At 35.4% G+C, this 25,818-nt stretch carries 24 protein-coding genes and 2 pseudogenes; 25 read left to right on the top strand and 1 reads right to left on the bottom strand.

Translation table 11 applies throughout. The features are described 5' to 3' along the window. Nucleotides 1-35: 35 nt before the first annotated feature. From secA to CWS31_RS10645, 24 genes are all read left to right on the top strand, one after another. Nucleotides 36-2,720 (top strand): preprotein translocase subunit SecA, encoded by a 2,685-nt coding sequence (secA, locus tag CWS31_RS10760; protein WP_101345386.1) that lies wholly within the window; start codon nucleotides 36-38, stop codon nucleotides 2,718-2,720. Nucleotides 2,721-2,806: 86 nt separating this feature from the next. After that, the gene (gene mutT / locus CWS31_RS10755) at nucleotides 2,807-3,241 is read left to right on the top strand and encodes an 8-oxo-dGTP diphosphatase MutT (protein ID WP_101345387.1); all 435 of its coding nucleotides are present in this window, start codon (nucleotides 2,807-2,809) and stop codon (nucleotides 3,239-3,241) included. A gap of 335 nt (nucleotides 3,242-3,576) precedes the next feature. Further along, nucleotides 3,577-4,704, top strand: coding sequence for a polysaccharide export protein (locus CWS31_RS10750; protein WP_101345388.1), 1,128 nt, complete (start codon nucleotides 3,577-3,579; stop codon nucleotides 4,702-4,704). A 5-nt stretch (nucleotides 4,705-4,709) separates the two neighbouring features. Then, nucleotides 4,710-5,156: a low molecular weight protein-tyrosine-phosphatase gene (locus tag CWS31_RS10745; protein ID WP_170252857.1), complete on the top strand. Its 447-nt coding sequence runs from the start codon at nucleotides 4,710-4,712 to the stop codon at nucleotides 5,154-5,156. A 116-nt stretch (nucleotides 5,157-5,272) separates the two neighbouring features. Beyond that, nucleotides 5,273-7,579 (top strand): polysaccharide biosynthesis tyrosine autokinase, encoded by a 2,307-nt coding sequence (locus CWS31_RS10740; RefSeq protein ID WP_101345390.1) that lies wholly within the window; start codon nucleotides 5,273-5,275, stop codon nucleotides 7,577-7,579. Between the two features lie 434 nt (nucleotides 7,580-8,013). Next, on the top strand, nucleotides 8,014-8,406 hold the full coding sequence (gene mntA, locus CWS31_RS10735) for a type VII toxin-antitoxin system MntA family adenylyltransferase antitoxin (RefSeq protein WP_101345391.1): 393 nt from the start codon (nucleotides 8,014-8,016) through the stop codon (nucleotides 8,404-8,406). A gap of 12 nt (nucleotides 8,407-8,418) precedes the next feature. Beyond that, nucleotides 8,419-8,838, top strand: a complete 420-nt coding sequence (hepT, locus tag CWS31_RS10730) for a type VII toxin-antitoxin system HepT family RNase toxin (RefSeq protein WP_101345392.1) — start codon at nucleotides 8,419-8,421, stop codon at nucleotides 8,836-8,838. Nucleotides 8,839-9,072: 234 nt separating this feature from the next. Next, nucleotides 9,073-10,353 (top strand): Vi polysaccharide biosynthesis UDP-N-acetylglucosamine C-6 dehydrogenase TviB, encoded by a 1,281-nt coding sequence (gene tviB, locus CWS31_RS10725; RefSeq protein ID WP_101345393.1) that lies wholly within the window; start codon nucleotides 9,073-9,075, stop codon nucleotides 10,351-10,353. 154 nt (nucleotides 10,354-10,507) lie between these two features. Then, nucleotides 10,508-10,894 carry a four helix bundle protein gene (locus CWS31_RS17750; RefSeq protein WP_101345394.1) on the top strand — a complete coding sequence of 129 codons (387 nt, stop codon included), beginning with the start codon at nucleotides 10,508-10,510 and terminating at the stop codon, nucleotides 10,892-10,894. A 65-nt stretch (nucleotides 10,895-10,959) separates the two neighbouring features. Continuing rightward, complete coding sequence (locus CWS31_RS10715; protein WP_101345395.1) at nucleotides 10,960-12,009, top strand: NAD-dependent epimerase/dehydratase family protein; 1,050 nt, start codon at nucleotides 10,960-10,962, stop codon at nucleotides 12,007-12,009. 19 nt (nucleotides 12,010-12,028) lie between these two features. Next, entirely contained in the window at nucleotides 12,029-12,409 is a 381-nt protein-coding gene (locus tag CWS31_RS10710) for an HAD hydrolase family protein (RefSeq protein ID WP_101345396.1), read from the top strand. After that, nucleotides 12,400-13,980 (top strand): capsular biosynthesis protein, encoded by a 1,581-nt coding sequence (locus tag CWS31_RS10705; RefSeq protein WP_101345397.1) that lies wholly within the window; start codon nucleotides 12,400-12,402, stop codon nucleotides 13,978-13,980. The genes CWS31_RS10710 and CWS31_RS10705 overlap by 10 nt, the downstream gene beginning before the upstream one ends. Then, complete coding sequence (locus CWS31_RS10700) at nucleotides 13,977-14,702, top strand: glycosyltransferase family 2 protein (protein WP_101345398.1); 726 nt, start codon at nucleotides 13,977-13,979, stop codon at nucleotides 14,700-14,702. The genes CWS31_RS10705 and CWS31_RS10700 overlap by 4 nt, the downstream gene beginning before the upstream one ends. 66 nt (nucleotides 14,703-14,768) lie before the next feature. After that, nucleotides 14,769-15,752 carry a hypothetical protein gene (locus tag CWS31_RS10695; RefSeq protein WP_101345399.1) on the top strand — a complete coding sequence of 328 codons (984 nt, stop codon included), beginning with the start codon at nucleotides 14,769-14,771 and terminating at the stop codon, nucleotides 15,750-15,752. Between the two features lie 141 nt (nucleotides 15,753-15,893). Then, entirely contained in the window at nucleotides 15,894-16,637 is a 744-nt protein-coding gene (locus tag CWS31_RS10690) for a glycosyltransferase family 2 protein (protein WP_101345400.1), read from the top strand. Beyond that, entirely contained in the window at nucleotides 16,609-17,697 is a 1,089-nt protein-coding gene (locus CWS31_RS10685; RefSeq protein WP_101345401.1) for a glycosyltransferase family protein, read from the top strand. The genes CWS31_RS10690 and CWS31_RS10685 overlap by 29 nt, the downstream gene beginning before the upstream one ends. 68 nt (nucleotides 17,698-17,765) lie before the next feature. Next, nucleotides 17,766-19,007: an MATE family efflux transporter gene (locus tag CWS31_RS10680; RefSeq protein ID WP_101345402.1), complete on the top strand. Its 1,242-nt coding sequence runs from the start codon at nucleotides 17,766-17,768 to the stop codon at nucleotides 19,005-19,007. Next, complete coding sequence (locus CWS31_RS10675; RefSeq protein WP_101345403.1) at nucleotides 19,001-19,699, top strand: sulfotransferase family 2 domain-containing protein; 699 nt, start codon at nucleotides 19,001-19,003, stop codon at nucleotides 19,697-19,699. The genes CWS31_RS10680 and CWS31_RS10675 overlap by 7 nt, the downstream gene beginning before the upstream one ends. Nucleotides 19,700-19,806: 107 nt before the next feature. Further along, complete coding sequence (locus CWS31_RS10670) at nucleotides 19,807-20,919, top strand: glycosyltransferase family 4 protein (protein ID WP_101345404.1); 1,113 nt, start codon at nucleotides 19,807-19,809, stop codon at nucleotides 20,917-20,919. Then, a complete protein-coding gene (locus tag CWS31_RS10665; protein ID WP_101345405.1) occupies nucleotides 20,919-21,515 on the top strand; it encodes a sugar transferase in 597 nt (198 codons plus the stop codon). The genes CWS31_RS10670 and CWS31_RS10665 overlap by 1 nt, the downstream gene beginning before the upstream one ends. Next, nucleotides 21,508-22,134: an acetyltransferase gene (locus CWS31_RS10660; RefSeq protein WP_101345406.1), complete on the top strand. Its 627-nt coding sequence runs from the start codon at nucleotides 21,508-21,510 to the stop codon at nucleotides 22,132-22,134. Before CWS31_RS10665 ends, CWS31_RS10660 begins: the two co-directional genes overlap by 8 nt. Nucleotides 22,135-22,307: 173 nt before the next feature. Next, nucleotides 22,308-22,535, top strand: a complete 228-nt coding sequence (locus tag CWS31_RS10655; RefSeq protein ID WP_101345407.1) for a FitA-like ribbon-helix-helix domain-containing protein — start codon at nucleotides 22,308-22,310, stop codon at nucleotides 22,533-22,535. A 13-nt stretch (nucleotides 22,536-22,548) separates the two neighbouring features. Continuing rightward, entirely contained in the window at nucleotides 22,549-22,977 is a 429-nt protein-coding gene (locus CWS31_RS10650; protein ID WP_101345408.1) for a type II toxin-antitoxin system VapC family toxin, read from the top strand. 47 nt (nucleotides 22,978-23,024) lie between these two features. Next, nucleotides 23,025-24,200, top strand: coding sequence for a DegT/DnrJ/EryC1/StrS family aminotransferase (locus tag CWS31_RS10645; RefSeq protein WP_101345409.1), 1,176 nt, complete (start codon nucleotides 23,025-23,027; stop codon nucleotides 24,198-24,200). Between the two features lie 581 nt (nucleotides 24,201-24,781). On the opposite strand, the pseudogene CWS31_RS17995 reads toward CWS31_RS10645, so the two are convergent. Next, a pseudogene (locus CWS31_RS17995) lies at nucleotides 24,782-24,997 on the bottom strand (Fic family protein); the annotation flags it as partial. 146 nt (nucleotides 24,998-25,143) lie between these two features. Here CWS31_RS17995 and CWS31_RS10640 point away from each other — a divergent pair. Beyond that, nucleotides 25,144-25,479, top strand: a pseudogene (locus CWS31_RS10640) (aminotransferase); the annotation flags it as partial. Between the last annotated feature and the right edge of the window lie 339 nt (nucleotides 25,480-25,818).

Below are 25,818 nucleotides of genomic sequence, written 5' to 3'. Positions count from 1 at the left end.
GTCGCTGATAATTCTCAATAGATGGTTTAAATAAGATGTTTGGAAGTTTGTTAACAAAAGTATTCGGTAGTCGCAATGATAGATTATTGAAAAAAATGGGCAAAGAAGTTACTAAAATCAATGCACTTGAGCCCGTTTTCGAAGCATTAACTGATGCAGAATTAAAAGCTAAAACCGCTGAGTTTAAAGAGCGTTATACGCAAGGCGAAACGGTTGAACAATTATTAGTAGAAGCCTTTGCTGTAGTAAGAGAAGCCGGTAAACGCGTATTTGGTATGCGTCATTTTGACGTACAAATGATTGGCGGCATGGTTCTTAATGACGGCAAAATTGCTGAAATGAGAACAGGTGAAGGTAAAACGCTTACTGCAACCTTACCGTCATACTTAAACGCTCTAACGGGTAAAGGCGTGCATGTTATTACCGTTAACGATTATCTTGCATCACGTGATGCTGATTGGAGTCGCCCGTTATTTGAATTTCTTGGTTTAACGGTTGGCTGTAATATTGCGGGCATGGCACCACAAGCAAAACAAGCCGCATACCAAGCAGATATTACTTACGGTACTAATAACGAATTTGGTTTCGATTACCTACGTGACAATATGGTCTTTTCAGCCAAAGAACGTGCGCAAAAACCACTGCACTTCGCTATTATCGATGAAGTTGACTCAATTCTTATTGATGAAGCCAGAACACCGCTAATTATTTCAGGCCAAGCTGAAGACAGCTCAGCTTTGTACAAAATTATCAACACTCTAGTACCAACGCTTGAACAACAAGATGAAGAAGACAAAGAAGGCGAAGAAAGTACCGGCGATTTCACTATTGATGAAAAAGCCAAACAAATTTATTTAACCGAACGTGGTCAAATTCGTATCGAAGAGATCATGGTTGAAAAAGAATTATTAACCGAGGGCGATACTTTATTTTCTGCCGCTAACATCACCTTATTACACCATGTTATGGCAGCATTACGTGCACATAAACTGTTTCAAAAGAACGTTGATTACATCGTAAAAGACGGCGAAATAGTGATTGTTGATGAACATACTGGTCGTACAATGGACGGCCGTCGTTGGTCAGAAGGTTTACATCAAGCAGTTGAAGCTAAAGAAGGGGTTAACATTCAAAATGAAAACCAAACCCTAGCTTCTATTACGTTCCAAAATTACTTCAGAATCTATGAAAAACTATCAGGTATGACAGGTACTGCTGATACTGAAGCATTTGAATTTAGTCATATTTACGGCTTAGAAACCGTTATTATCCCAACTAACCAGCCTATGGTGCGTAAAGATTTATCTGATTTGATTTTCTTAACGGCTGAAGAAAAGTTTGAAGCGATTTTAGAAGATATTCAAGACTGTGTTAAACGTGGTCAACCGGTACTTGTTGGTACAATTGCTATTGAAACATCAGAATTTTTATCTAACTTCTTAAAGAAAGCAAAAATTAAGCACAAAGTACTTAACGCTAAATTCCATGAACAAGAAGCTGAAATTGTAGCCGACGCGGGTAAAGAAGGCGCAGTAACTATTGCAACTAACATGGCCGGTCGTGGTACCGATATTGTTTTAGGTGGTAATTTAGACGCTATTATTGCTAAGTTAAAAAATCCAACAGAAGACGATATTGCCAAAGCTAAAGCGCAATGGAAAATAGATCATGACCGTGTACTTGAATTAGGTGGTTTACACATTGTAGCTACTGAACGTCATGAATCTCGTCGAATAGACAACCAACTTCGTGGCCGCTCTGGTCGCCAAGGTGATGAAGGTTCAACCCGTTTTTACTTATCAATGGAAGATTCATTGATGCGTATTTTTGCCTCTGAACGTATTTCAAACATGATGCGTAAACTAGGCATGGAGCACGGCGAAGCAATTGAACATCCGTGGGTTACACGTAGTATTGAAAACGCGCAACGTAAAGTTGAAGGTCGTAACTTTGATATGCGTAAACAGTTATTAGAATATGATGATGTTGCCAACGATCAACGTGGTGTTATTTACGAACAACGTAATGAACTACTTGATAATGAAGAAATTGGTGATGTGGTGAGCGCTATTCGTAATGATGTAATTAATGGCATCATTGACATGCACATTCCTCGTCAATCTATGGATGAAATGTGGGATATTCAAGGTCTTGAAGAGCAGCTAAAAGGTGAATATGCAACAGAATTACCTATTGCTCAATGGCTTGCCGATGACAGTAAATTGCACGAAGAAAGCTTACGTGAAAAAATTATTGTAGAGTTTAACCAAGCTTATAAAAATAAAGAAGAAGCGGTTGGCGCAGACGTTTTACGTCATTTTGAAAAAGCAGTTATGTTACAAAGCTTAGATTCACATTGGAAAGAACATTTATCAGCGATGGATCATCTTCGTCAAGGTATTGGCTTACGCGCTCATGCACAGAAAAATCCTAAGCAAGAGTTTAAACGTGAATCTTTCCAACTGTTTACTGAAATGCTGGAAAACCTAAAATATGATGTTGTAGGTATTTTATCTAAAGTGCAAATTCGTGCAGAATCTGATGTTGAAGCGGTTGAAGAGCAGCGAAGAAAAGCAGAAGCCGTTCCAAAAGACTTTCAACATCAATCGGCTTCAAACCCGACTGTAGAGCAACAACAAGGTCCACGCGTTGGTCGTAATGATCCGTGTCCTTGTGGCTCAGGTAAAAAATTCAAACAATGTCATGGCAAGTTAGCATAACTGCTAGTTTACAGAAGTTATGATGCATAAATGCCAGTCAACCGACTGGCATTTTTATTTTTGTTTTAAATTTAGTCGAGAAAATAATGAATAAAGTTGTTCACGTAGCAGTAGGCGTAATTAAAAGCGAAAACGCAGAAGGTTTCCCGCATTACTTTTTAACCAAACGATTAGAAAATGCTCATCAAGGTGGTAAGTGGGAATTTCCAGGCGGTAAAGTAGAGGCAGATGAAACCGTAGCACAAGCGCTGGCTCGCGAGTTAAAAGAAGAAGTTGGCATTGACATATTATCTTGTCAGGCATTAATAAAAATTGAGCATACTTACTTAGCGAAAGATAAAAGCAAGCAAGATAAGCACGTATGTTTAGATGTTTACCTTGTTGATAACTTTCTTGGTGAACCAAGTGCACAAGAAGGCCAGGGCGAAGGCTGGTTTACATTAAAGCAGTTTGACTCGTTAGAGTTTCCAGAAGCGAATAAAGAGATTATAGCTGAGTTAAAACGGTCATCAACAGGCTAAGAAAACGAGCTAAAATAAATATTGTAAGATGCACAAGCTAACATAAAAAGAATATCGACTAGCTCCTTTAATAGCTAGACAATTTTGGGCAAGTTACGTATCATCTAGCCCAAATATATTTCGAAATAATATGTTGTTAAAAGTTAGTACTTTTTAATGCGAACCTTGTGAAAAATATAATGTATCTTTCCTTGAAAATAGCTCAGTACAAAAACTTACTATTAAAACAATTATAAAAGTAATGCTAAAAGTTAATTGAAGTGTTGTTCAGGTTTTATTAATAGTAAGCAAAAGCACACAAAATTAACTTAGCGAAGGATTGGATAAGTTACAGAATGTTAAAATACTCTAAAAATTTAGTTATCTCATTTTCATTATTAATCTTAAGTGGTTGTACTGTTATTCCTGGTAGTCATATGGATGGCGTTGATGCTGACCATAATAACTCCACCCTCGAACAAGACTTATCCAACGTTAATATTGAAGTTATTGACTCTAGACTTATATCGCAATTAAACCAACCCCAACAAGCACATACCCAACCTAAAACTCGTAACCCTATGATCAGTGATGGTTATGATTATATTCTTGGCGTGGGTGACGTATTATCAATTGGTGTTTGGGACCATCCTGAACTAACTATTCCAGCAGCAGTACAAAGAACCGCTGAATTTGATGGTTTTAGAATTCAAGCAGACGGTACAATAACATATGCTTATGCCCCTAATTTACCTGCTGCAGGTAAAACAATTCGACAACTACATGATTTACTGGTTGAAAAACTCAGTAAAGTGATTGAAAAACCACAAGTGGATCTTAAAGTTGTTGCCTTTAAAAGCCAAAGATCTTATGTAACAGGCGAAGTTAAAAGCCCTGGTGTGTTACCTATTACGGAATTACCATTAACTATTATTGATGCACTCAACCTTGCCGGCGGCTTAACTGAAATGGCAGATTGGCGAGTAGTTACTTTCACCAGCAAAGGCAAAACAGAAAATATTCGTTTAGATGATTTTTATACTAAAGGTGATATTTCACAAAACCGTTTAATGCGTGACGGTGATATCATTCATGTTAGTCGTAGCGACAACCAAAAAGTATTTGTATTAGGCGATGTAACTAAAGCAGGAAGCATGAACATAAGTCGTTACGGTTTAAGTTTAGCCGAAGCCTTAAGTGATGTAGGTGGTATAAACGAAGCGACCGCCGATGCTAGTGGTATTTTTGTTATGCGTAAACGTGATGCAAATGAAGAAGGTATTATTGCTGACGTTTATCAATTACATGCACAAAATGCCGTTGCTTTAGTTTTAGCCGATCAATTTAAATTACAACCTCGTGATATTGTGTATGTAACCACTGCCCCTGTAGCTCGTTGGAATCGTTTAATTAGTCAGCTAATACCTACAGTACAGGCCGTATATAGTGTTTCACAAATCAAATCGCAAGGAGTTATATTTTAATGGGTATGTTTAACTCTATTTTAGTTGTTTGTGCGGGTAATATTTGTCGCAGCCCTACGGCTGAATATTTACTTAAAGATAAGCTAGATAAAAAGTCTGCTAATAACAACATCAAAGTTTCATCAGCAGGATTAACCGCTTTAGTAGATAAAGGTGCAGAATCAACCGCTAGTAGCATTGCTTTAACCTATGACATTAATATGGACGCGCACAAAGCGCGTCAATTAAGCTCAGCATTAGTTGCTGAAAATGATTTGATTTTAGTGATGGAAGATAGACATCTCAGTGACTTATTAGGTCAATATCCACAAGCCCGCGGAAAAACCTTTTTGTTAGGTAAATGGCTTGATGATATAGAAGTACCTGATCCATATAGGCAAAGCCATGAAGCGTTTGAACATGTTTATCAGTTAATCGACAAAGCATGTACTGCTTGGACAAAATATATTTAAAGCGATAGCCAAATACAAGTTTTAAAACTTTAAGCTGTAGTTAATAATTAAAATATTATAAACAACATAAATATCGCAGTTTAAATTAGGCACACTTATTAGAAGTTACACCAATTATGTCAACTAATGTAAATTCAACTCAACCTGTAAGTAATAACCAATCAACAGGTCGTAACCAACAAAACAATGCACCTGCTAACGAAATAGATTTAATGGCCCTGTTTGGCGCCTTACTCGATCGTAAGTATTTTATTATCATTTTAACAACTGTTTTTATGGTAGTTGGTGTTGCTGTAGCTATATTTTCAACACCTATCTACCAAGCTACGGCCATGATTCAAGTTGAAGAAAGCGGTGGTTCAGTACCTGGCTTAGATGACATGGCTGGCATGTTTGAAAGCAGCTCTAAATCAATTACCGAAATTGAATTATTAAAATCTCGCTCTGTTATTGGTGAAGCGGTAGATAATTTACATTTAGATATAGTAGCGCAACCTAAGTTATATCCCATTATTGGTGGCCGTAGTTTTAGAAAATTTACGCCAGTAAAACCAGGTGATGTTGCACAACCTAGTTTTGGCGCTGAAACTTATGCTTGGGGTGGTGAGAGTATTAATGTGTTCAGATTTGATGTACCTAAATATGCAATAGATAAAAATTACATAGTACAAGCGAACGAAAATAACAATTTTACTTTATTAACTGAAGATGGTGATAAAGTTCTTTCAGGAAAAGTAGGTGAAGAAGTTAGTAATGGTAGTTTCATGCTGATTATCAAATCACTTGTCGCCAGGCCAAACACAGAGTTTACTTTAACGAGAAAAGATCGCTTAAATACTATTTTAGATTTACAAGCTGCCATTGGCGCCAGTGAAAAAGGTAAAGACTCGGGAATAGTAAACTTAAATTTTGAAAATGCGAATCCAGAATACAGTGAAAAAGTGCTTAATGAAATTTCACAAATATATGTACGCCGAAATGTTGATAGAAATTCAGCAGAAGCAAAAAAATCACTCGACTTTTTAGAAGTTCAATTACCCGAAATTAAAAAAGAGTTAGAACAATCTGAAAGCTTATTTAACGATTATCAAAAAAATCAACAATCTGTAAATATTACTCTCGAAACGCAAGGCGTATTAGAGCAAATTGTTGACCTTGATACTAAATTACAAGAGCTAGATCTTGAACGCTTAGCCATGTCGCGAAAATTCAAACGTAATCATCCTAATTACCAAGGTATTGTTGAGCAAATTTCTGCTGTGCAAGATCAACGTGATGCTTTAGCACAAAAGATTTCTGATTTACCAGAAATGCAACAAAAATTACTTGGTTTAACACGAGATGTTGAAGTGGGTAACGAAATTTACATGATGTTATTAGGTAAAGTGCAAGAGTTAGATATTGTACGTGCAGGCACGGTTGGTAATGTACGTATTATTGATGTAGCTGAAGTTAATACTACTAAACCTGTTAAACCTAAAAAAGCATTAATTGTAGTAATGGCAACCATGCTAGGTGGCATGTTAGCTATCGCTATTGTATTAGTGCAAAAAGCATTACATAAAGGTGTTGAAGATCCGAGTGAAATAGAAGCAATTGGTTTACCAGTATATGCTAGCGTGCCATTTTCAGTACACCAAGACAAATTAACCACTTTTGCTAAAGGGCTAAGTAAAGGACTTGGTAAAGGCATTAGTAAAAGTTTATCTCGAAGTAGTAAACGTAAAGGTTTATTACATAAAAACTTATTAGCAGTAGAAAACCCGGCTGACTTATCAATAGAAGCATTACGAAGCTTACGAACTAGTTTGCACTTTGCCATGATGGAAGCTAAGAACAATGTTATAGCAATATCAGGCCCATCTCCGAGTGTAGGTAAATCATTTATTTCAGCCAACTTAGGTGCAGTACTCGCGCAAAGTGGCCAAAAAGTATTAGTAGTAGATGCTGATATGCGTAAAGGTTATTTACAAAAGCACTTTGGTTTTGACGCTGAAAATGGCTTATCTGACTACTTGTCAGGCCAACAAAACCTTGAACAAGTAACTAAATCAACAAATGTAAACGGATTAGACGTTATTACCCGCGGCCAAGTGCCACCAAATCCGTCAGAATTATTGATGCACAGTAACTTCAGTAAATTAATTGAAGAAGTAAAAAGCAAATACGATATTGTTATTATTGATACACCGCCTATTTTAGCGGTAACCGATCCTGCCATTGTAGGTGGCCATGCAGGCAGTATGTTAATGGTAACGCGATTTGGACAAAATGCTTTGAAAGAAATCGACTATGCCCGTCAACGTTTTGAACAAAATGGCATAGATGTAAAAGGTGTAGTATTTAACGGCGTACTGAAAAAAGCCAGCAACGCCTACGGCTATTACGGCTACTACAACTACGAATATAAATCAGACAAATAATATAAATGTGTAGAGGCGAATTCATCCACCTCTAATCACAATGATCGTAGGAGGCTGCCCTGCAGGCGAGATACCGAGTTTGTAACAGGCTGCCCTGCAGGCGATATACCATGGTTTTGTAGGAGGCTGCCTTGCAGGCGAAATAACGGTTTTGTAGAAGACTGCCCTGCAGGCGATATACCAGGTTTTGTAGGAGACTGCCCTGCAAGCGAGATACCGAATTTTGTATGATGATGCCCTGCAGGCGATATACCATGGTTTTGTAGGAGGTTGCCTTGCAGGCGAAATAACGGTTTTGTAGAAGACTGCCCTGCAGGCGATATACCGAGTTTTGTAGGAGACTGCCCTGCAGGCGAAATATGTGCAACAAATATTTGTAGACGGCTTTGCTAATAAAGAGTCTTCGCCAATGGTTATTCAAAGGTGGGCAATCAATGCAAAACATTAATGATATACTCGACAGCATTGTTAAACATGCCAAAAGCAATAAAGACATAGAAGTAATATGGCTATACGGTTCACAAGCTAAAGGTACAGCACACGAACATAGTGATATCGACATTGGTATAGCATTTAATAATTTTAAATTAAGCGATTTAGATCGAAAATTAAGACCACATGAATTGTCGCTAATATGGTCTGAACAATTGAACTTACCTGAGGGTAAATTATCAATTGTTGATATTAATACAATACCAGTTTACTTAGCGTTTAATGTAGTCGAATACGGAAGCGTTATATACTCAAAAAATAAAAGTAGAGAATTTAAAGAAATACAACGTATTTATAGCCAATTTGAATTTGAAACGATTGAGCAACAAGAGTAGCAGGTAACGATAATGGTAGATCAAGGACTAAAACTTTATTTAAAAGAAGTGCGTATTCACATAAACGAATATGAACTTGAACTAAAAGAGTTAAGTGAATTAAATGTTTTAAATAGTAGAGATTATCGAGCGTCTGAGCGTTTATTACAATTATTAACAGAAGTATCAATAGGCTTAGCCAAACACTGGTTAAAGTCCATTAAGAAAGAGTCGGGTACTAGTGCTTACCAAACTTTTGCAGCGCTAGAGAACCTAAATGTTATCTGTGATAAAGAGCTAACAGAGTGGCGAAAAATTATAGGTTTACGTAATTCTTTAGTACATGACTACCTCAATGTAGATAAATCTATTATTAAGTTAATTATAAAAGAAGAAAAGTATCAATCAATATTGTTGTTTTGTCACTTAGCCATAAAGGCATTAGAACAGTAAAATATACTGTAGGCGGCTTTACCATGGCTTTGTGCAGGCGATATATCGGGTTTTTGTAGGAGGCTGCCCTGCAGGCGAAATAACGGTTTTGTAGAGGCTGCCTTGCAGGCGATATACCAGGTTTTGTAGGAGGCTGCCCTGCAGGCGAGATATATGTGTAACAAATATTTGTAAGCGGGAATTCCCTAACAAACAGTTTTCATAAATTATTAAATATTAAGAAGTGAACAAATAATGGATTTATCATTAAAAGGTTTAAAAATAGGTGTTATCGGTTTAGGTTACGTAGGCCTACCGCTAGCAGTTGAATTTGGCAAAAAATATCCAACCCTAGGGTTTGATATTAATCAAAGCCGCGTAAATGATCTATTAGCTGGTCACGACTCTACGCTTGAAGTTAGCGATGAAGAGTTAAAAGACTCGCCTCACATGTCATATTCATACACAGTAGATGATTTAAAAGACTGTAACGTATATATAGTTACTGTGCCGACACCTATTGATGCACATAAACAACCTGATTTAACTCCACTAGTTAAAGCAAGCCAAATGTTAGGTAAAGTGGTTAATAAAGATGACATAATTATTTATGAATCTACCGTTTACCCAGGTGCTACTGAAGAAACATGTATACCAGAAGTAGAGCGTGTTTCAGGTTTAGTCTTTAACCAAGATTTCTTCGCAGGTTATTCTCCTGAACGTATTAACCCAGGTGATAAAGAACACCGCGTAACTAATATCTTAAAAGTAACTTCTGGTTCAACTCCTGAAATTGCTGAAATTGTCGATCAAATTTATAAATCAGTAATTACTGCAGGTACACATAAAGCATCTAGCATTAAAGTAGCAGAAGCGGCAAAAGTCATTGAAAATACCCAACGTGATGTCAACATTGCTTTAATTAATGAGTTATCTATTATCTTCAATAAACTTGATATAGATACCTTAGAAGTTCTAGAGGCTGCTGGCACCAAATGGAATTTCTTACCATTCCGTCCTGGCCTGGTTGGTGGTCACTGTATTGGTGTTGATCCATATTACTTAACCCACAAAGCACAAAGTGTTGGTTACCACCCTGAAATGATTTTAGCGGGTCGCCGTTTAAACGATGGCATGGGCAAACACGTAGTTGCTGAGTTAGTTAAAAATATGCTTAAAAAACGCATTCAAGTAGACGGCGCTAAAGTATTAGTCATGGGATTAACTTTTAAAGAAAATTGCCCTGATTTACGTAACACCAAAGTGGTAGATATTGTTAGTGAATTAAAAGACTACAACATTAATGTAGATATTGTTGACCCTTGGTGTTCAAACGAAGAGGCAGAGCACGAATACGGCTTGTCAGTAATCAAAGAAGTAGAGCTTAATACTTACGATGCCATTGTTTTAGCTGTTGGTCATAATGAGTTTAAAGCACTTGGTGCAGAAAAAATTCGTGCATACGGTAAAGAAAAACATGTGTTATATGATCTAAAATACATTCTTGATAAATCATCAGTAGATATGAGGTTATAAAGACAAAAGGTGCTAGGAAGAAAAAGGTTCTAGGAACCAGGAAGTTAAAGGTACTGGGAAGGTAAAGGTTCTAGGCTCCTAGGAAGATAAGGCCCTAGTCCTTAAAACCTATCGCCTAGTTCCTAGAACCCTATAACTTAAAAAAAGAATTTTAATGCAATTTGAAAAATTAGACGTATGGAAACGTTCAGCACGGTTAGCAAGCAATATATACAAGCTAATGGCTACCTGCAAAGATTATGGATTTAAAGATCAAATTACTCGCTCTGCTTTATCAATACCTTCAAATATAGCCGAAGGTATGGAGCGAGAAACAAGCAAAGAAGAAGCTCGTTTTTTGTATTATGCAAAAGGCTCATCAGGAGAATTACTAACCCAAACTTACATTGGGGTAGATATTGGCTATATAGATAAAAGTGAAGGAACAAAAATCATAACTGAATGTAAGGAAATATCAGCCATGATTGCTGCATTAATAAAAATTAGAAAAGGTTTTGTTAGAGAAGAAAGTGAACAATACACTGTAGAACCTAGAACCTAGAACCTAGAACTTAGAACTTAGAACCTAGAACCTAGAACCTAAACCCTATTATTTAAAGGAAAACCATGACTCGTTACGAAAAGATCAAATATGAATTACTTTCATCTCCTAAAACCTGGTTAATCACAGGTGTTGCAGGCTTTATCGGTTCAAATCTTTTAGAACACTTATTAAAACTTAACCAAAAAGTAGTAGGTTTAGATAACTTTGCCACTGGTCATCAGCGTAATTTAGATGAAGTGCAAACCTTAGTAACAGAAGAGCAGTGGCAGAAATTTACCTTTATAGAAGGTGATATTCGTAACGCTGAAGATTGCCAAAAGGCATTAACCCCTGAAAACACCACTGTTGATTATGTTTTACATCAAGCTGCTTTAGGTTCAGTACCACGTTCAATAGCAGACCCATTAACAACAAATGCAGCTAACATAACTGGCTTTCTAACCATGTTGGAATCAGCTAAACAAGCTGAAGTTAAAAGTTTTACTTATGCTGCAAGTAGCTCTACTTATGGTGATCACCCTGCATTGCCAAAGGTAGAAGAAAACATTGGTAATCCACTTTCACCATATGCAGTAACTAAATACGTTAATGAATTATACGCCAGTGTTTATGCCCGTACTTATGGTTTTAAAACAATTGGTTTACGTTACTTTAATGTATTTGGACAGCGACAAGATCCCGATGGTGCATATGCCGCAGTAATCCCTAGGTGGACTGCTTCTATGATCAAAGATGAAGAAGTATTTATTAATGGTGATGGCGAAACTAGCCGAGATTTTTGTTTTATTGAAAATACCGTACAAATGAATATTTTAGCGGCTACTGCACCCGATGAAGCAAAAGATGAAGTCTATAACGTAGCAGTAGGTGATAGAACAACATTAAACGAGTTATATCAATCAATTCAACTAGCACTACAAGAAAATGGTATTGAAGCTAACCAGCAACCAATATATCGTGACTTTAGAGCGGGCGATGTCCGGCATTCTCAAGCGGACATTAATAAAGCTACGACTAATCTAGGCTATGCCCCAGAATATAAAATATTAGATGGTATTAGTAAAGCTATGCCCTGGTATAAGAGTTATATAAGTAGTTATAAAACAAATTAGAACAGAGATAGGTTTAATAATGAAGAAATTAATTGTTGATTTAGATGGTACTATTACTTTAGGTAATACATCCGATTATATAAATGTATTGCCTAATATTGCTCTTATTGAGCAGTTAAGAAATTACAAAAATGACGGTTTTTCTATCGTTATAGCCACAGCTCGTAACATGAGAACCTACCAAGGTAATGTTGGAAAAATAAATATACATACACTACCTGTTATAACAGCTTGGTTAGATAAGCATAATGTCCCGTATGATGAAATTATCGTAGGTAAACCATGGTGTGGCCATGATGGGTTTTATATAGATGACCGAGCTATTAGGCCATCTGAATTTAATTCACTTACCTTTGATGAAATTACACAGCTAATTAATAAAGAAAAAATATGTTTTTAATCATGTCTGGTTCATATGTGCAATCTGAGCTTAATGCTGAGTTTGGATTAATACCACCAAGTTTTCTCCCTTTAGGTAATCGCCGTCTTTTTCAACATCAGGTAGAACTAGCACCGAAAGGTTCTAGTATTTATTTATCTGTACCTGAAGATTATGAGTTAAATGACATTGATCTTAGTTGGTTGAGTTCTCAGGATATTTCAATACTTAAAACGCCAAGTAATTTAAACTTGGGGCAAGCGTTAGTAGCTTGCTTAAATTTACTCGAAGTACCACCATCTTCATCTTTGCATTTATTATTTGGAGACACCCTATTCAGTAAGTTACCTGAAGGGGAAGATATTCTCGCTGTATCCGAAGTAAAAAGTAATTATCGTTGGTCGAGTGTAAATAATAATGCGATTGACTGGATGGCAAGAACGGACGAATCTACTAATGTGGTTTGTGGTTATTTTAAATTTAGTCAGCCACGTAATCTTATTCGAAATATTACCCAAGAAAGTTGGGATTTCATTAAAGGCATAAATAGGTATAAAAAAGAGATTGGTTTATCTCAGATTGTAGCTAATGATTGGTATGATTTTGGACATGTAAATACTTACTACCATTCTAAAGCCGCTTTTACTACACAAAGAGCATTTAATGAATTGACTATTAATACTAGATTTATTGAAAAATCTAGTATTAAAAATAAAAAAATCAAGGCTGAAGCTAATTGGTTTGACTGTCTTCCGCCTATGTTAAGAAGCTATATACCTCAATATTTAGGTAGTCAGGAGCTTAAAAATAAAAGATTCAGTTATCGATTAGAATACCTCCATAATACTGCTCTGAATGAACTCTTTGTATTTTCAGAGATGCCGAATGTAATTTGGAAGAACATTCTGGAACATTGTTTAAACTTTATCGATGACTGTAAAAAAGAACTCGCTCCTGAAAATGCAGTTTATCAAAATATAAATGATTTATTTGGCTCTAAAACATCTGAACGTCTCCTTGACTTTTGTAATGAGCGGGGAATTAATGAATCAGATGAATGGAATTTTAATAAAGAATTTTCAGTTTCAATAGCAAGTATGCTCAAGGAAAGTCATAAGTATTTACCCATCCTTAAACAATGTCCAAGTTTAATGCATGGAGATTTTTGTTTTAGTAATATTCTTTATGATTTTAGATCTAATAGAATAAAGACAATTGACCCACGAGGAATTACAACCTCAGGGGAAATGACAATTTATGGTAATACTAATTATGATTTAGCCAAGTTGAGCCACTCAATATTGGGTATGTACGATTGGATTTTAGCTGGCTATCATCACACTAATATTAATTGGAAAGATAAAGAAATATCGTTTTCAATATCGGGTGAAGTTAAACATAAAGATACACAAACCATGTTTATTAAAATGGTAAGTAGTAGATATGGTTTAAGCGCCATTAATTTACATGCAATGCAGTTACAACTATTCCTATCAATGCTACCTCTACATGCGGATGATAGACATCGTCAAGATGCATTATTTGCTAATGCATTTAGAATATATCAAATATTAAAAAGGTACGAAAAATGATCGTTATACCAATGGCAGGTTTAAGCTCTAGATTTACAAAAGCTGGTTATAAAGTGCCTAAATATATGCTTGAAGCCCACGGTGAAACATTATTTGATCATGCCGTAAAAAGTTTTAAAGGTTACTTTAAAGATACTCCATTTCTTTTTATTGCAAGAGATGTTTGTTGTACAGCTAAATTCATTACTGCAAGAGCAAAAGCACTTGGAATAGTTAAATTTCACATCACTATTATCGATGAAGAAACAAGAGGGCAGGCAGAGACAGTCGCACTTGGATTAAATGATTGTCCATATGAAGGTCCTATTACTATTTTTAATATCGATACGTTCAGACCTAACTTTAAATTCCCTAAATTTATTGATCATGTAGATGGGTACTTAGAAGTCTTTCAGGGGGAGGGTGATAATTGGTCTTTTGCACAACCTTTTAATGATAAAGATACTAAAGTTATTAAAACAGCAGAGAAAGAGGCTATATCCGATCTATGTTGTACAGGGTTATATTACTTTTCGAACAGCAAGGATTTTTTAATAGCTTTCAATGAATATACTAAACTTCCTAAAAGTAAATGGGCAAAAGGTGAATTATATATCGCCCCTTTATATAATTTATTGATAGAAAAAGGCAGTAACATTCATTACAGTAAAATCTCAAGGGACGAGGTTATATTTTGTGGTATACCAACCGAATATTTAGACTTTATAGCTAAAGAATCATAAGTGATTAAATTAGGTCAACCACCTTTGATATCATTAATGTTAAAACAATATTTAAAGAATTATTAAATGAAACTGTACCTGCCAAGGTTAACTTTAAAAAAACAACCTGTATATATTTCAGTCCTTGCAGTTATAGTATTTATGTCAACTTCTACAGGATTTGATTTTTATTCGCATGCAGTCGCATACTATTTTTATGATATGTTGCTATACAATGCGGATTTACTTTTGGGTGAAATTGTATTACCAAGATATTGGTTACTTAGTTATTTATATGAAATAACTTCTCGAATAGGTATTCCTATAGGCTTTGTGTCATTATTCTTAATTGTGTTTCCTGTCTATTCTATTGTTTCTAGTTATGAGAATACGGAAAATGATAATGGGCTTGAAAGTTACTCATTAGTAGAGTTATTTAGCTTTTTATTATTAATTATTATTTCGTTCTTCTACTCAGGTGCTTCATTAGCTTCATTATGGTTTTTAGCACTTTTGAAAACTAAAAAAACTGTTTTTTTAGTTGGAGGCTTACTGCATCCGATAGGAATTATTTTGTTTGGTATTGGCTCACTCATATTAAACTATAAAATTTTTATTCGGTTTGTTATTTTATTATTCTTAGTCATGAGTTTTTTTTATGTATGTACGTATTTTTCACTTTTTACTAGTTCTATAGTTCAAAGTCCTCGTTTTGAAATTAGTTTAGATAACGTTGTAGCATTGTTCGATTTTGCAATCAATAAAAAGGGTAAGGAAATCATAGGGGTAGGTGTTGTTACACTTTTGTTTGTGTTGTCTAAAGGTGTTTTAATTCAAAAAATAAATATTCTCCAACAAATAAGAATATCTAAGACGTACTCCAATCTCATGCTCTTCCTCTTTGTATCAGCTATTGTTTTGTTCATGGCTAATAAAAACTCATTAATTAAATCAATTCGCACTATTAGCCATCATGATGTTATTTATATTGCATGGTTTGATTGGGGAGATAAAGATTTAAAACGTAAAGAAACACCATGGACCCTAACTTCAAAAAGGTATATTTACTAGTAAGTATGTATTGTTATATTTTATGAGTTTTGTTGTTAACTTGTTTTTGTATGTGTGTTACAAACATGATTCTAAAATAGATAACAATATATAGTTTAAGTTTTAATTTTTATTTTAAAAACATCCAATTTTGAGAAAAAAATGTTCAGCATTGTAATACCTACGTATAAAAATTATCCAGATTTATTGATGGCAGTGGAAAGTTGTTCACACCCATTAATTAAAGAAATTATCATTGTTGACGACACTCCTTCAGAAGAGCAGGGAGAGATAAAACTTCCTGATAGTGATGCCGCGATTACTATCGTTCGCAATACTCGAAATAGAGGGGTAACCTTTTCGCGTAATAGAGGGTATTTTATGAGTAGTCAACCCTATATTATATTTTTAGATAGTGATGATACACTTATAAAGAGTAACTTGCTTTTGGCTGTAGATTATTTAGAAAAAAACAATATCGATTGTGCTTTTTTTAATACATGCACTAATGGTAGAGAAAATTCAACTATAGAACATTCTGTCGAAGGTAATTGGGCGCAGTTATTTAAAATGGCTAATTCAGGAGAAAGATTACTTGTTATTAGAAAAATAATCGGTAAACCTTTTATTGGAAAGCTGAGAGGGCATGAACTCGCGGGGCTATTTTTCTTTACATTAAAAAATAATTCAAAATTAGGTTGGTCTCCTATTTTATTGAGAGAGTATAATCAATCTAATGAATTTTCACTTAGCCAAATGCGGCTATCTAAAGAAAGAAGTCATCTTATTTCTCTTGGACATTTTAAAGTAGCCAAACGACTTTTTTCTCTTTGTAAAATCAAATTATCATCAATTTACTTTCTTAAGGCTTGTTATTATGCAATCTCCTCGCGTATTTCTCGTTGATCCTCATATGACAGATGAGGTGTTCACACCTTTACGTTTTTTCATTAGAAAAAGAAGAGGACTTAAAAAATACTCATACTTTAAGGAGATTTGTAGTGGTGAAACCAAAGTTAATATAGCTCAAAGTTGTGCGTTATCAGGCGTTATACCGGCTAATCTATTTAGTAATTTACCTAAAGTAGTTAGAAGCTTCGTTAATTGTTTAGAAACCTTATTTTGGAAATTTTTTAATGAAGTTAAAATTAATAGAATAATGCCCGAACAAAATGATATCGCGGTTGTTTACCTTAGAAATCATACCGATAAAGTTGATGTTTATATATCTATGCTAAGAAATCGAGGGGTTAAAATTGTTTGGTTAACCAGTCACTTTCATTTGAGCTATAACAATAAAGATTATATTAACAACCAAGACACAGTTTGTCTTGATAATAAGCTCTCCGAGAATATTGAACTCCGAGGAAATACAATAATATCACCTCCCGTGGTTAGCTCTAGATTCAAAGTGTTTGATAGAGAATTTAATAAAAGGCAACAGCGTGTTCTTTGTATGGGAACAGTACATATGTATAAGAATAAATTTTTAGGTTCTGTTGCATACAATGACTTTTATACAATGCACCCTAGTCGGTGTAGCTTACTAGAATCAGACGATCTTAGGATTGAAAAAAACTTTTCTGTAATTACCGACAATATTAATTTATACCAGTCTCAACGTGCTTATATGGGAGGCGATTTACCAAGCCTATATAATTCTTACCGGTTTGCATTTATTGGCTCTGAGCATCTTGGTATTGCTGCTCTTGGTGTTTATGAAGCTATGTCGTGCGGTTGTGAGATATTTATTGAAGAAAGTGTAGGGAAGTCTTTGAATATGGAAGAAGGCGTTAATGCTTGGTTTTTTAATAACACTGCTGAATCACTATTAGCTAAACTTACTTTTATCATCGAAAATAAACTTTATTTAAATCAATGTGCTATAAAGGACTTCTCTGATAAGTATCGTTCTGATTTTCTTTATAAAACTACAAAAAATATTATTGTAAATTTACAGAACTAAAATTTTTTTCTATTTATAATGCCAGCTGTAAATAACTATAGATCCCACTATTAGGTTTAGTAAATTTTATGTTTCATGTAATTATCACATTTGCAGCAAGGACATTATCAGTCCTTATCGCATTCTTTTTCAATGCTTATATAGCTAAAGTACTTACAGCCGATGAGAGTGGATTCTTTTTTAGTTTATTAGCTATTACATTTTTTCTAACTCAATTTAGTCATTTAGGTTTGGGAAATCTATGCCTTAAAAAAATGAGTATTAATTTTTCAGAGAAAAAATATTCTGATTTAGGACTTAATTTAAGTAGCTTATTGTTAGTAACTATCGCTTTTTCGTTATTAGTAGTAATTATATCTTCCTTATTATATTTAGTTGGATTTACTTCTTTTGATAAACTGATTTTTATATCTGTAAGTGTAATACCATTATTTTTAATTAATAGCCTTGTCTTCTTTTTTCAGTCTGTAAGGCTATTCTCAATAGGGTTAGTTTATCAAGGGGTATTGCAACCAGTAGTATTTCTTTTATTTTGTATTTTAATTCCTTTAGAAGTCGAATATTTCATTAATTCATACTTAATTAGCTGCGTTTTAACATCTGTTATGATGATTCTTCATGTTAAAATATTAAATATAACTAACTTCTCGTTTAATGCTAATAAAATAATTAAACATATTAAGTTTGAGTATTTCAATGAGTGGTGGTCATATTTTATAGCATGTATTTTACCCGCAGCTAGAAACTATATGCCTATAGCAGCGGCTACATATTGGCTAGGTAATGCCGCTGTATCTGTATTATACATAGCAATAAAAATATCTAGTAGCGTTTCCTTTTTTTTAGGGGTTTCTAACTTAGTTTCTACCCCCAAAATAGCTTCGTTATATTCTGAAGGTAAATTTGATGCCTTAGTTCAATTCGTTAGAAAAATAACACTTTTGAATTTACTATTTTCAACCCCTGTTATCGGTATTATATCAATTGGAGCTGGGATAATATTAAAATACTTTGGAGAGGCCTACATAGGGTTTGAGTCTATATTATATATATTACTACTTACTCAGCTAGTAAGCGTGTTGTGTGGTCCAGTCGGAAATGTTCTTCTGATGTCTAATTCTAGTAAGCTATATAATAAATCACTAACTATTTCAATTTTTATCCTAGTTATAGGTTTACTCATCTTCAAAGAAAGCTTAGATATCTTTATTTTAACCTTAATTATGGGGCTTTCTATTATGGTTCAAAATATTATTAATTATTATTTTTTCATTCAAAAGTTTAAAAACCGCGAGAGGTATTCATGTTAAATGAATTCATAGATCCATCAACAAAAGTCTTTCATGTCCACATTCCAAAAACGGGAGGGACTAGCTTAAATTCTGCCTTTAAAATGTGTGATTGGTATATTAATGGCGAGCATAGTTTTTATGAAGTAAATTTTCCTTTTCGTGGAAAGCGAACCGCTGATGGAAAACAATGGAAAAATTTTGCAGAAAAAGGCTTTACTAATGATATGCAACTTATTGCTGTAATTAGAAACCCATTTGATTGGTTAAAATCATATTATTTACATGAAGGAAGCAGTTTTAAAGGGTTAATAAAGCATTCGGGTTGGCATGGGTGTAATGATTTTCATAAATTCAGCAGTTTTTCAGAGTTTATTGATGCTTATATTGAACGTGATTTCGCTTGGCACGTACCCCCACTCCATAAAAGTCAGATAGGGCAACTTAACGGGGTAATAGATGAGAGTATTTTATTGGTATATAATGAATTTTTAGATGATTTTATTGATGAATTATCCTCAATAAAAAACATAAAATTACGCGATAGGCGTAGAAGTAATGTTTCTAAGAAATCTGAAGTATTGTCGTATAGTACAGATCAAATAAAGAAGTTGAAAAGTAAAATGGAACTATTTTTAGAGCTCACAGGATATGATGAAACAGGTTTTTCAAAAACTCCATCACAAACATTTATTAGCTACGAGAGTTGTTGATAAGTGAAATACTTTTAATATTAGCTGTGATCTAATATTCAAATGAAAACGAATACAGGAACTATGTTATTTACAAAGTAGTATATAATCCTGAAAAGAAGTGATTTATGAAAATTTTCGTTATAGGTACCCTTCCTTCGTCTTTATATAACTTTAGAGGGCAGTTACTCCAATGTCTTAATAGATTGGGCATTCAAGTTAAAGGCTTGGCTTCTGGAGCTTCAACTTCAGATGTTAATGCTGTTGAGAAACTAGGCGCAGATTATATTGATTACCCAGTTAGCAGAAGTGGCTTAGACCCTAAAGAAGACTTCAAAACCTTTAAATCTTTACGTGATATTTTTAAAGAGCAGCAGCCTAATGTTATTTTAGCATATACCATTAAACCAATTATTTGGGGTGCCTTTGCAGCACGTTGTTTACCTAATTGTCGGTTTTATGCGTTAGTTACTGGTTTGGGGTTTGCTTTTCAAAAAGGGAATTGGAAAAAAAACCTTTTAATGAAGTTGGTTATATTTTTGTATAAAACAGCATTAAAAAGAGCAGATAAAGTTATTTTCCAAAACCCAGATAACAGACAAGTGTTTATTGATTTAGGTATAGTTCACGAATATAAAACTGCTGTTGTTAATGGTTCTGGTGTTGATATAACGCATTTTGAAGTTAAACCTTTACCATCTACTCCTACATTTTTACTTATTGCTCGGTTATTAGGTGATAAAGGAATTAGAGAATATGTAAAAGCGGCTAATATTGTTAAACAAAAATATCCTGAAGCAATATTTCAATTAGTTGGCCCAGAAGATCCTTCACCAGATGGTATCTCGCTAGAAGAGTTAACAATCTTGAATAAAAATAACTCAGTTGATTATTTAGGTGGTACGGATGACGTACGTCCTTATATTGAAGGGTGTAGTATTTTTGTTCTACCTTCTTACCACGAGGGGTTGCCAAGAACCGTGTTAGAAGCTATGGCAACAGGGCGACCAATATTAACAACAGATGTACCAGGCTGTAGAGAAACGGTTATTAACGGTGAAAATGGTTGGTTAGTTGAAAAGTCAAATGTTGAACAACTTGCAGAGAAAATGACTTGGTTTATTGAAAACCAAGCTGACTGGCAACGAATGGCCAAAGAAAGTAGGGAAATGGTTGAAGATAAGTTTGATGTACATAAAGTTAATAAAACTTTAGTAAAAATAATGGAACTAGATAAATAATGAAACGTGTTTTTGACCTTATCGTCAGCCTATTGGCGTTAATAATATTATTACCTGTAATTATTATTACTGCGATATTAGTTCGTGTAAAATTAGGATCACCTATTTTATTTACCCAAGACCGCCCAGGTTTACACGGTAACGTATTCAAAATGATGAAATTTCGTACCATGCTTGATTCGGTTGATAAAAATGGCGTGCAATTACCGGATGAGCAACGAATGACTCCTTTTGGTGGTTTTTTACGCTCAGCAAGCTTAGATGAATTACCCGGGTTATTTAATGTTATTAAAGGCGATATGAGCTTAGTTGGACCTCGACCGTTATTAGTTCAGTACTTACCGCTTTACAATGAAGAACAATCTCGTCGCCACAATGTGCGCCCAGGTATTACGGGTTGGGCACAAGTTAATGGCCGTAATGCGATTAGTTGGGAAGATAAATTCTCATTTGATGTTTGGTATGTAGATAATCAAAGTTTTTGGTTAGATATTAAAATATTATTGCTTACGGTTAAAAAAGTGTTTGTACGCGAAGGTATAAGCGCTGATGGTCATGTAACTATTGAACCTTTTAAAGGTACGCCAAGTGAATAAAAAACTTGCGGTTATAGGTGCTAGTGGTCATGGTAAAGTTATTGCAGAACTTGCTGAAATACTGGGTTATCAAGTAACATTTTTCGATGATGCTTATCCAAATATTGTGCAAGTAGAGCATTGGCCAATTGCAGGTGATTTCAATGCGTTACTTACGCATAAAACCGATTTTTGTGGCGCTGTGGTTGCAATAGGTAATGCCAATATTCGGCAAACTATTACCGCTAAATTGCAACAAGCAGAGATATTAACTCCTACTTTAATCCATCCCACGGCAAGTGTTAGTAAATACGCCGAAATAAATAGTGGTTGTGTTGTTATGGCTGGAGCTGTGGTTAATGCTTTTTCTTCTATTGGTGAAAGCTGTATTATTAACTCTAATGCTGTGGTAGAACACGACTGTCAACTTGGTGATTTTGTTCATATTTGCCCTAATTCAGCGTTAGCTGGCGGTGTAAGTGTTGGCAGTAAAAGCTGGGTTGGTATTGGTAGCCAAGTAAAGCAATTAATTTCTATTGGTGAAAATTCTTTGATCGGTGCTGGTAGTACAGTAATTAAAAATATACCAGATAACGTTACTGCGTTTGGCTCTCCTGCTATGGTAATCAAAAATAATTAAAATCATTATCGAGCTTTTTTGAATGATTATTCAACATTCAACATTCAACATTCAACATTCAACATTAGGCATAATTAAGAAATTGAACTGGTGTGCTATCATTTTTTGTATGTTGCCATCATTGATTGCTCTTGGTATCATTAATTTGTGATTTATAAGAAAAGGTGTTTAATATGCCCAGTTTAAGCATACGAAAAATAGAAGTGGAAACGTTAAAACTATTAAGACAGCAAGCTGCGGAACATGGGGTTTCAATGGAAGAAGAAGTTAGGCAAATCATTAAACGTTCGGTTACAACACCTGAAAAACTTGGTGATTTAGCTATACGTTTATTTAGTCCTGCTTATGGTGATGAACTATCTATTGAGCCGAGACAGGTACACGAGCCTATTAAGTTTTAACTAAGCCTCAACTATGATAATACTTGACACTAATATCGTTTCTGAATTTATGACCTCTCCACCTGCAAGTGCCGTACTTAATTGGTTGAACGATCAAGATGCTTCATCTTTATATTTAACGAGCATCACCATTGCAGAAATTAATTACGGGTTAGGTATTATGCCTAATGGTAAGCGTAAAAAATTACTTGAAGAACGTTTTAAATTATTTGTAGACTCTGCATTTAAGCAACGTATTTTAAACTTTGATGAAAATGCAGCGGTAATATATGGCGATTTAATGGCTGAGAAACGTAACATAGGGCAGCCTATGAGTTGCTTTGATGGTCAAATTGCTGCTATAGCTCGCTTACATAGCTGCGCTATTGCGACACGTAATATTAAAGATTTTACTGATTGCCAACTCGATTTGATCAATCCTTTCGATTTTAATACACACTAACGCTGACACTTTTACAGTAATGTTGTCGGTGTTTTCAGGACTTACTCATGCTTAACACTCCATTTTCTCCATGGCCTAGCTTTACACAAGAAGAAGCTGATGCCGTACAAACCGTTTTATTGTCTAATAAAGTTAATTACTGGACAGGTCAAGAAGGGCGCGAATTTGAGAAAGAATTTGCTGCTTATACAGATTGTAAATACGCCGTTGCATTAGGTAACGGCACACTTGCCCTTGATATTGCTTTAAAAGCGATGAATATAGGCGCAGGTGATGAAGTTATTACCACACCTCGTACTTTTTTAGCTTCTGCTTCTAGTATTGTTACTGCAGGCGCAAAACCTGTATTCGCTGATGTTGATTTAAATAGTCAAAATATTACGGCAGATAGTATTGCAGCCGTATTAACAGAAAACACTAAAGCGGTAATTGTTGTTCATTTGGCAGGTATGCCTGCTGAAATGGATGCCATTATGGCGCTTAGTAAAAAACATGGCTTTTATGTTATTGAAGATTGCGCCCAAGCCCATGGCGCTAAATATAAAGGCAGAAGTGTTGGCTCTATTGGCCATGTTGGTGCTTGGAGTTTTTGCCAAGACAAAATTATGACCACTGGCGGTGAAGGCGGTATGGTTACCACTAATGATGAAACATTATGGAAAACCATGTGGAGTTATAAAGATCATGGTAAATCTTACGATGCTATTTATCATAAAGAGCACCCTCCAGGTTTTAGATGGTTACATGAATCGTTTGGTACTAATTGGCGCTTAACTGAAATGCAGTCAGCGATTGGTCGTATTCAAATTAAACGTATGCAAGAGTGGACTGCAAAACGTCAAGAATATGCACAACAATTTGATTTAGCCGCTAAGGCGTTTGATTTGATTCGTTTGGTTGAAGTACCAGAATACAGTGAACACGCAGAATATAAGCATTACATGTTTATCAAGCCAGAATTGTTAGCTGACGGTTGGGATCGTGATCGTATCGTTAATGAAATTGTTGCTGACGGTGTACCTTGTTTTCAAGGAAGTTGTTCAGAGGTGTATTTAGAAAAAGCGTTTGATAATACCGGTTTTAGACCAGAACAGCGTTTGCCAAATGCTGTCGAGTTAGGTGAAACCAGTTTAATGTTTTTAGTGCATCCTACGTTAACGCAAGTAGAAATAGATAAAACGGTTTATGTGATTAAGAAAGTGGTAGCAGAAGCGAGTAAGTAGTTAGTTTTCAGTTTCGTTTTATCGTTTAAGTAGAGTTAATAAAGGCATAATCATTAATAATGGTTATGCCTTTTTTGTTGTTGATGTAGGAGGTTGCCTTGCAAGCGAACAGGTTTTAGAAATATTGGGGTCGTCTGCAGGTAGGTTTCATTAGGTCGCCTGTAGGCTACCTTCATTAGGTCGCCTGCAGGGCAGCCTCCTACGGGTGAGGTTGGTGTGTTTTGTAGGTCGCCTGCAGGGCAGGATCCTACGGGTGGGATTGATGTGTTTTGTAGGAGGTTGCCTTGCAAGCGAACAGGTTTGAAAATATTGATTCGTCTGAGGCAGGTTTCATTAGGTTGCCTGCAGGGCAGCCTCCTACGGGTGGGTTTGATGTGTTTTTGGTTCGCCTGCAGGGCAGACTCCTACGGGTGGAGTTGGTGTGTTTTTGTGGGAGGTTGCCTTGCAAGCGAACAGTTTTGCGAAATATTGGGGGCGACTGAAGGCAGGTTTCATTAGGTCGCCTGCAGGGCAGGCTCCTACGGGTGGGGTTGATGTGTTTTTGGGTCGCCTGCAGGGCAGCCTCCTACCGTATGTTTGAACTATTTTGTATTTATAAGTTGTTCACCCTTTTTACTTATATAGTACTTTTGTTGCGGGCTTCTCGGTGAGTCCGGCTCTGTCATTACGATTAGATTTGCGTTTAATGCAGGCGTGATATAGTTCTTTTTGAATGTTGGACGATGCTTTAATGCCAAACCTGCCATGATGTTAGTAAGCTTTTGTGGGGCTTTATTATTAAGCCAGAACAATAATGTTTTTACTTGATCGCTTACTTGTACTGTTACTTAATCGCTTTGTGTTGTGATCGCTTCGTTAACTGCACAATGCAATGCTTTAAGCATGAATAGTATAAACGGTGTTGAATCACTAGCTTTATCTGCAGCGGATAAAGCTTGGTAATATTCATTTTGTTGAAGTACCAGAATACAGTGAACACGCAGAATATAAGCATTACATGTTTATCAAGCCAGAATTGTTAGCTGACGGTTGGGATCGTGATCGTATCGTTAATGAAATTGTTGCGGCAGGTGTTCCTTGTTTTCAAGGCAGTTGTTCGGAAGTATATTTAGAAAAAGCGTTTGATAATACCGGTTTTAGACCAGAACAGCGTTTGTCAAATGCTGTCGAGTTAGGTGAAACCAGTTTAATGTTTTTAGTGCATCCCACGTTAATGCAAGCAGAAATAGATAAAACGGTTGATGTGATTAAGAAAGTGGTAGCAGAAGCGAGTAAGTAGTTAGTTTTCAGTTTCGTTTTATCGTTTAAGTAGAGTTAATAAAGGCATAATCATTAATAATGGTTATGCCTTTTTTGTTGTTGATGTAGGAGGTTGCCTTGCAAGCGAACAGGTTTGCGAAATATTGGTTCGTCGGTAGGGTAGGTTTCATTAGGGCGCCTGCAGGGCAGCCTCCTACGGGTGAGGTGATGTGTTTTGTAGGTCACTTACAGGGCAGGCTCCTACGGGTGAGGTTGGTGTGTTTTTGGTTCGCCTGCAGGGCAGCCTCCTACGGGTGGGTTTGATGTGTTTTGTAGGAGGTTGCCTTGCAAGCGAACAGGTTTTAGAAATATTTGTTCG

The organism is Colwellia echini (assembly GCF_002843355.2).
Classification (GTDB): Bacteria; Pseudomonadota; Gammaproteobacteria; order Enterobacterales; family Alteromonadaceae; genus Colwellia; species Colwellia echini.
Note: the sequence above shows the minus strand (reverse complement) of the source record. Positions and strands in the feature narration are given on the sequence as shown.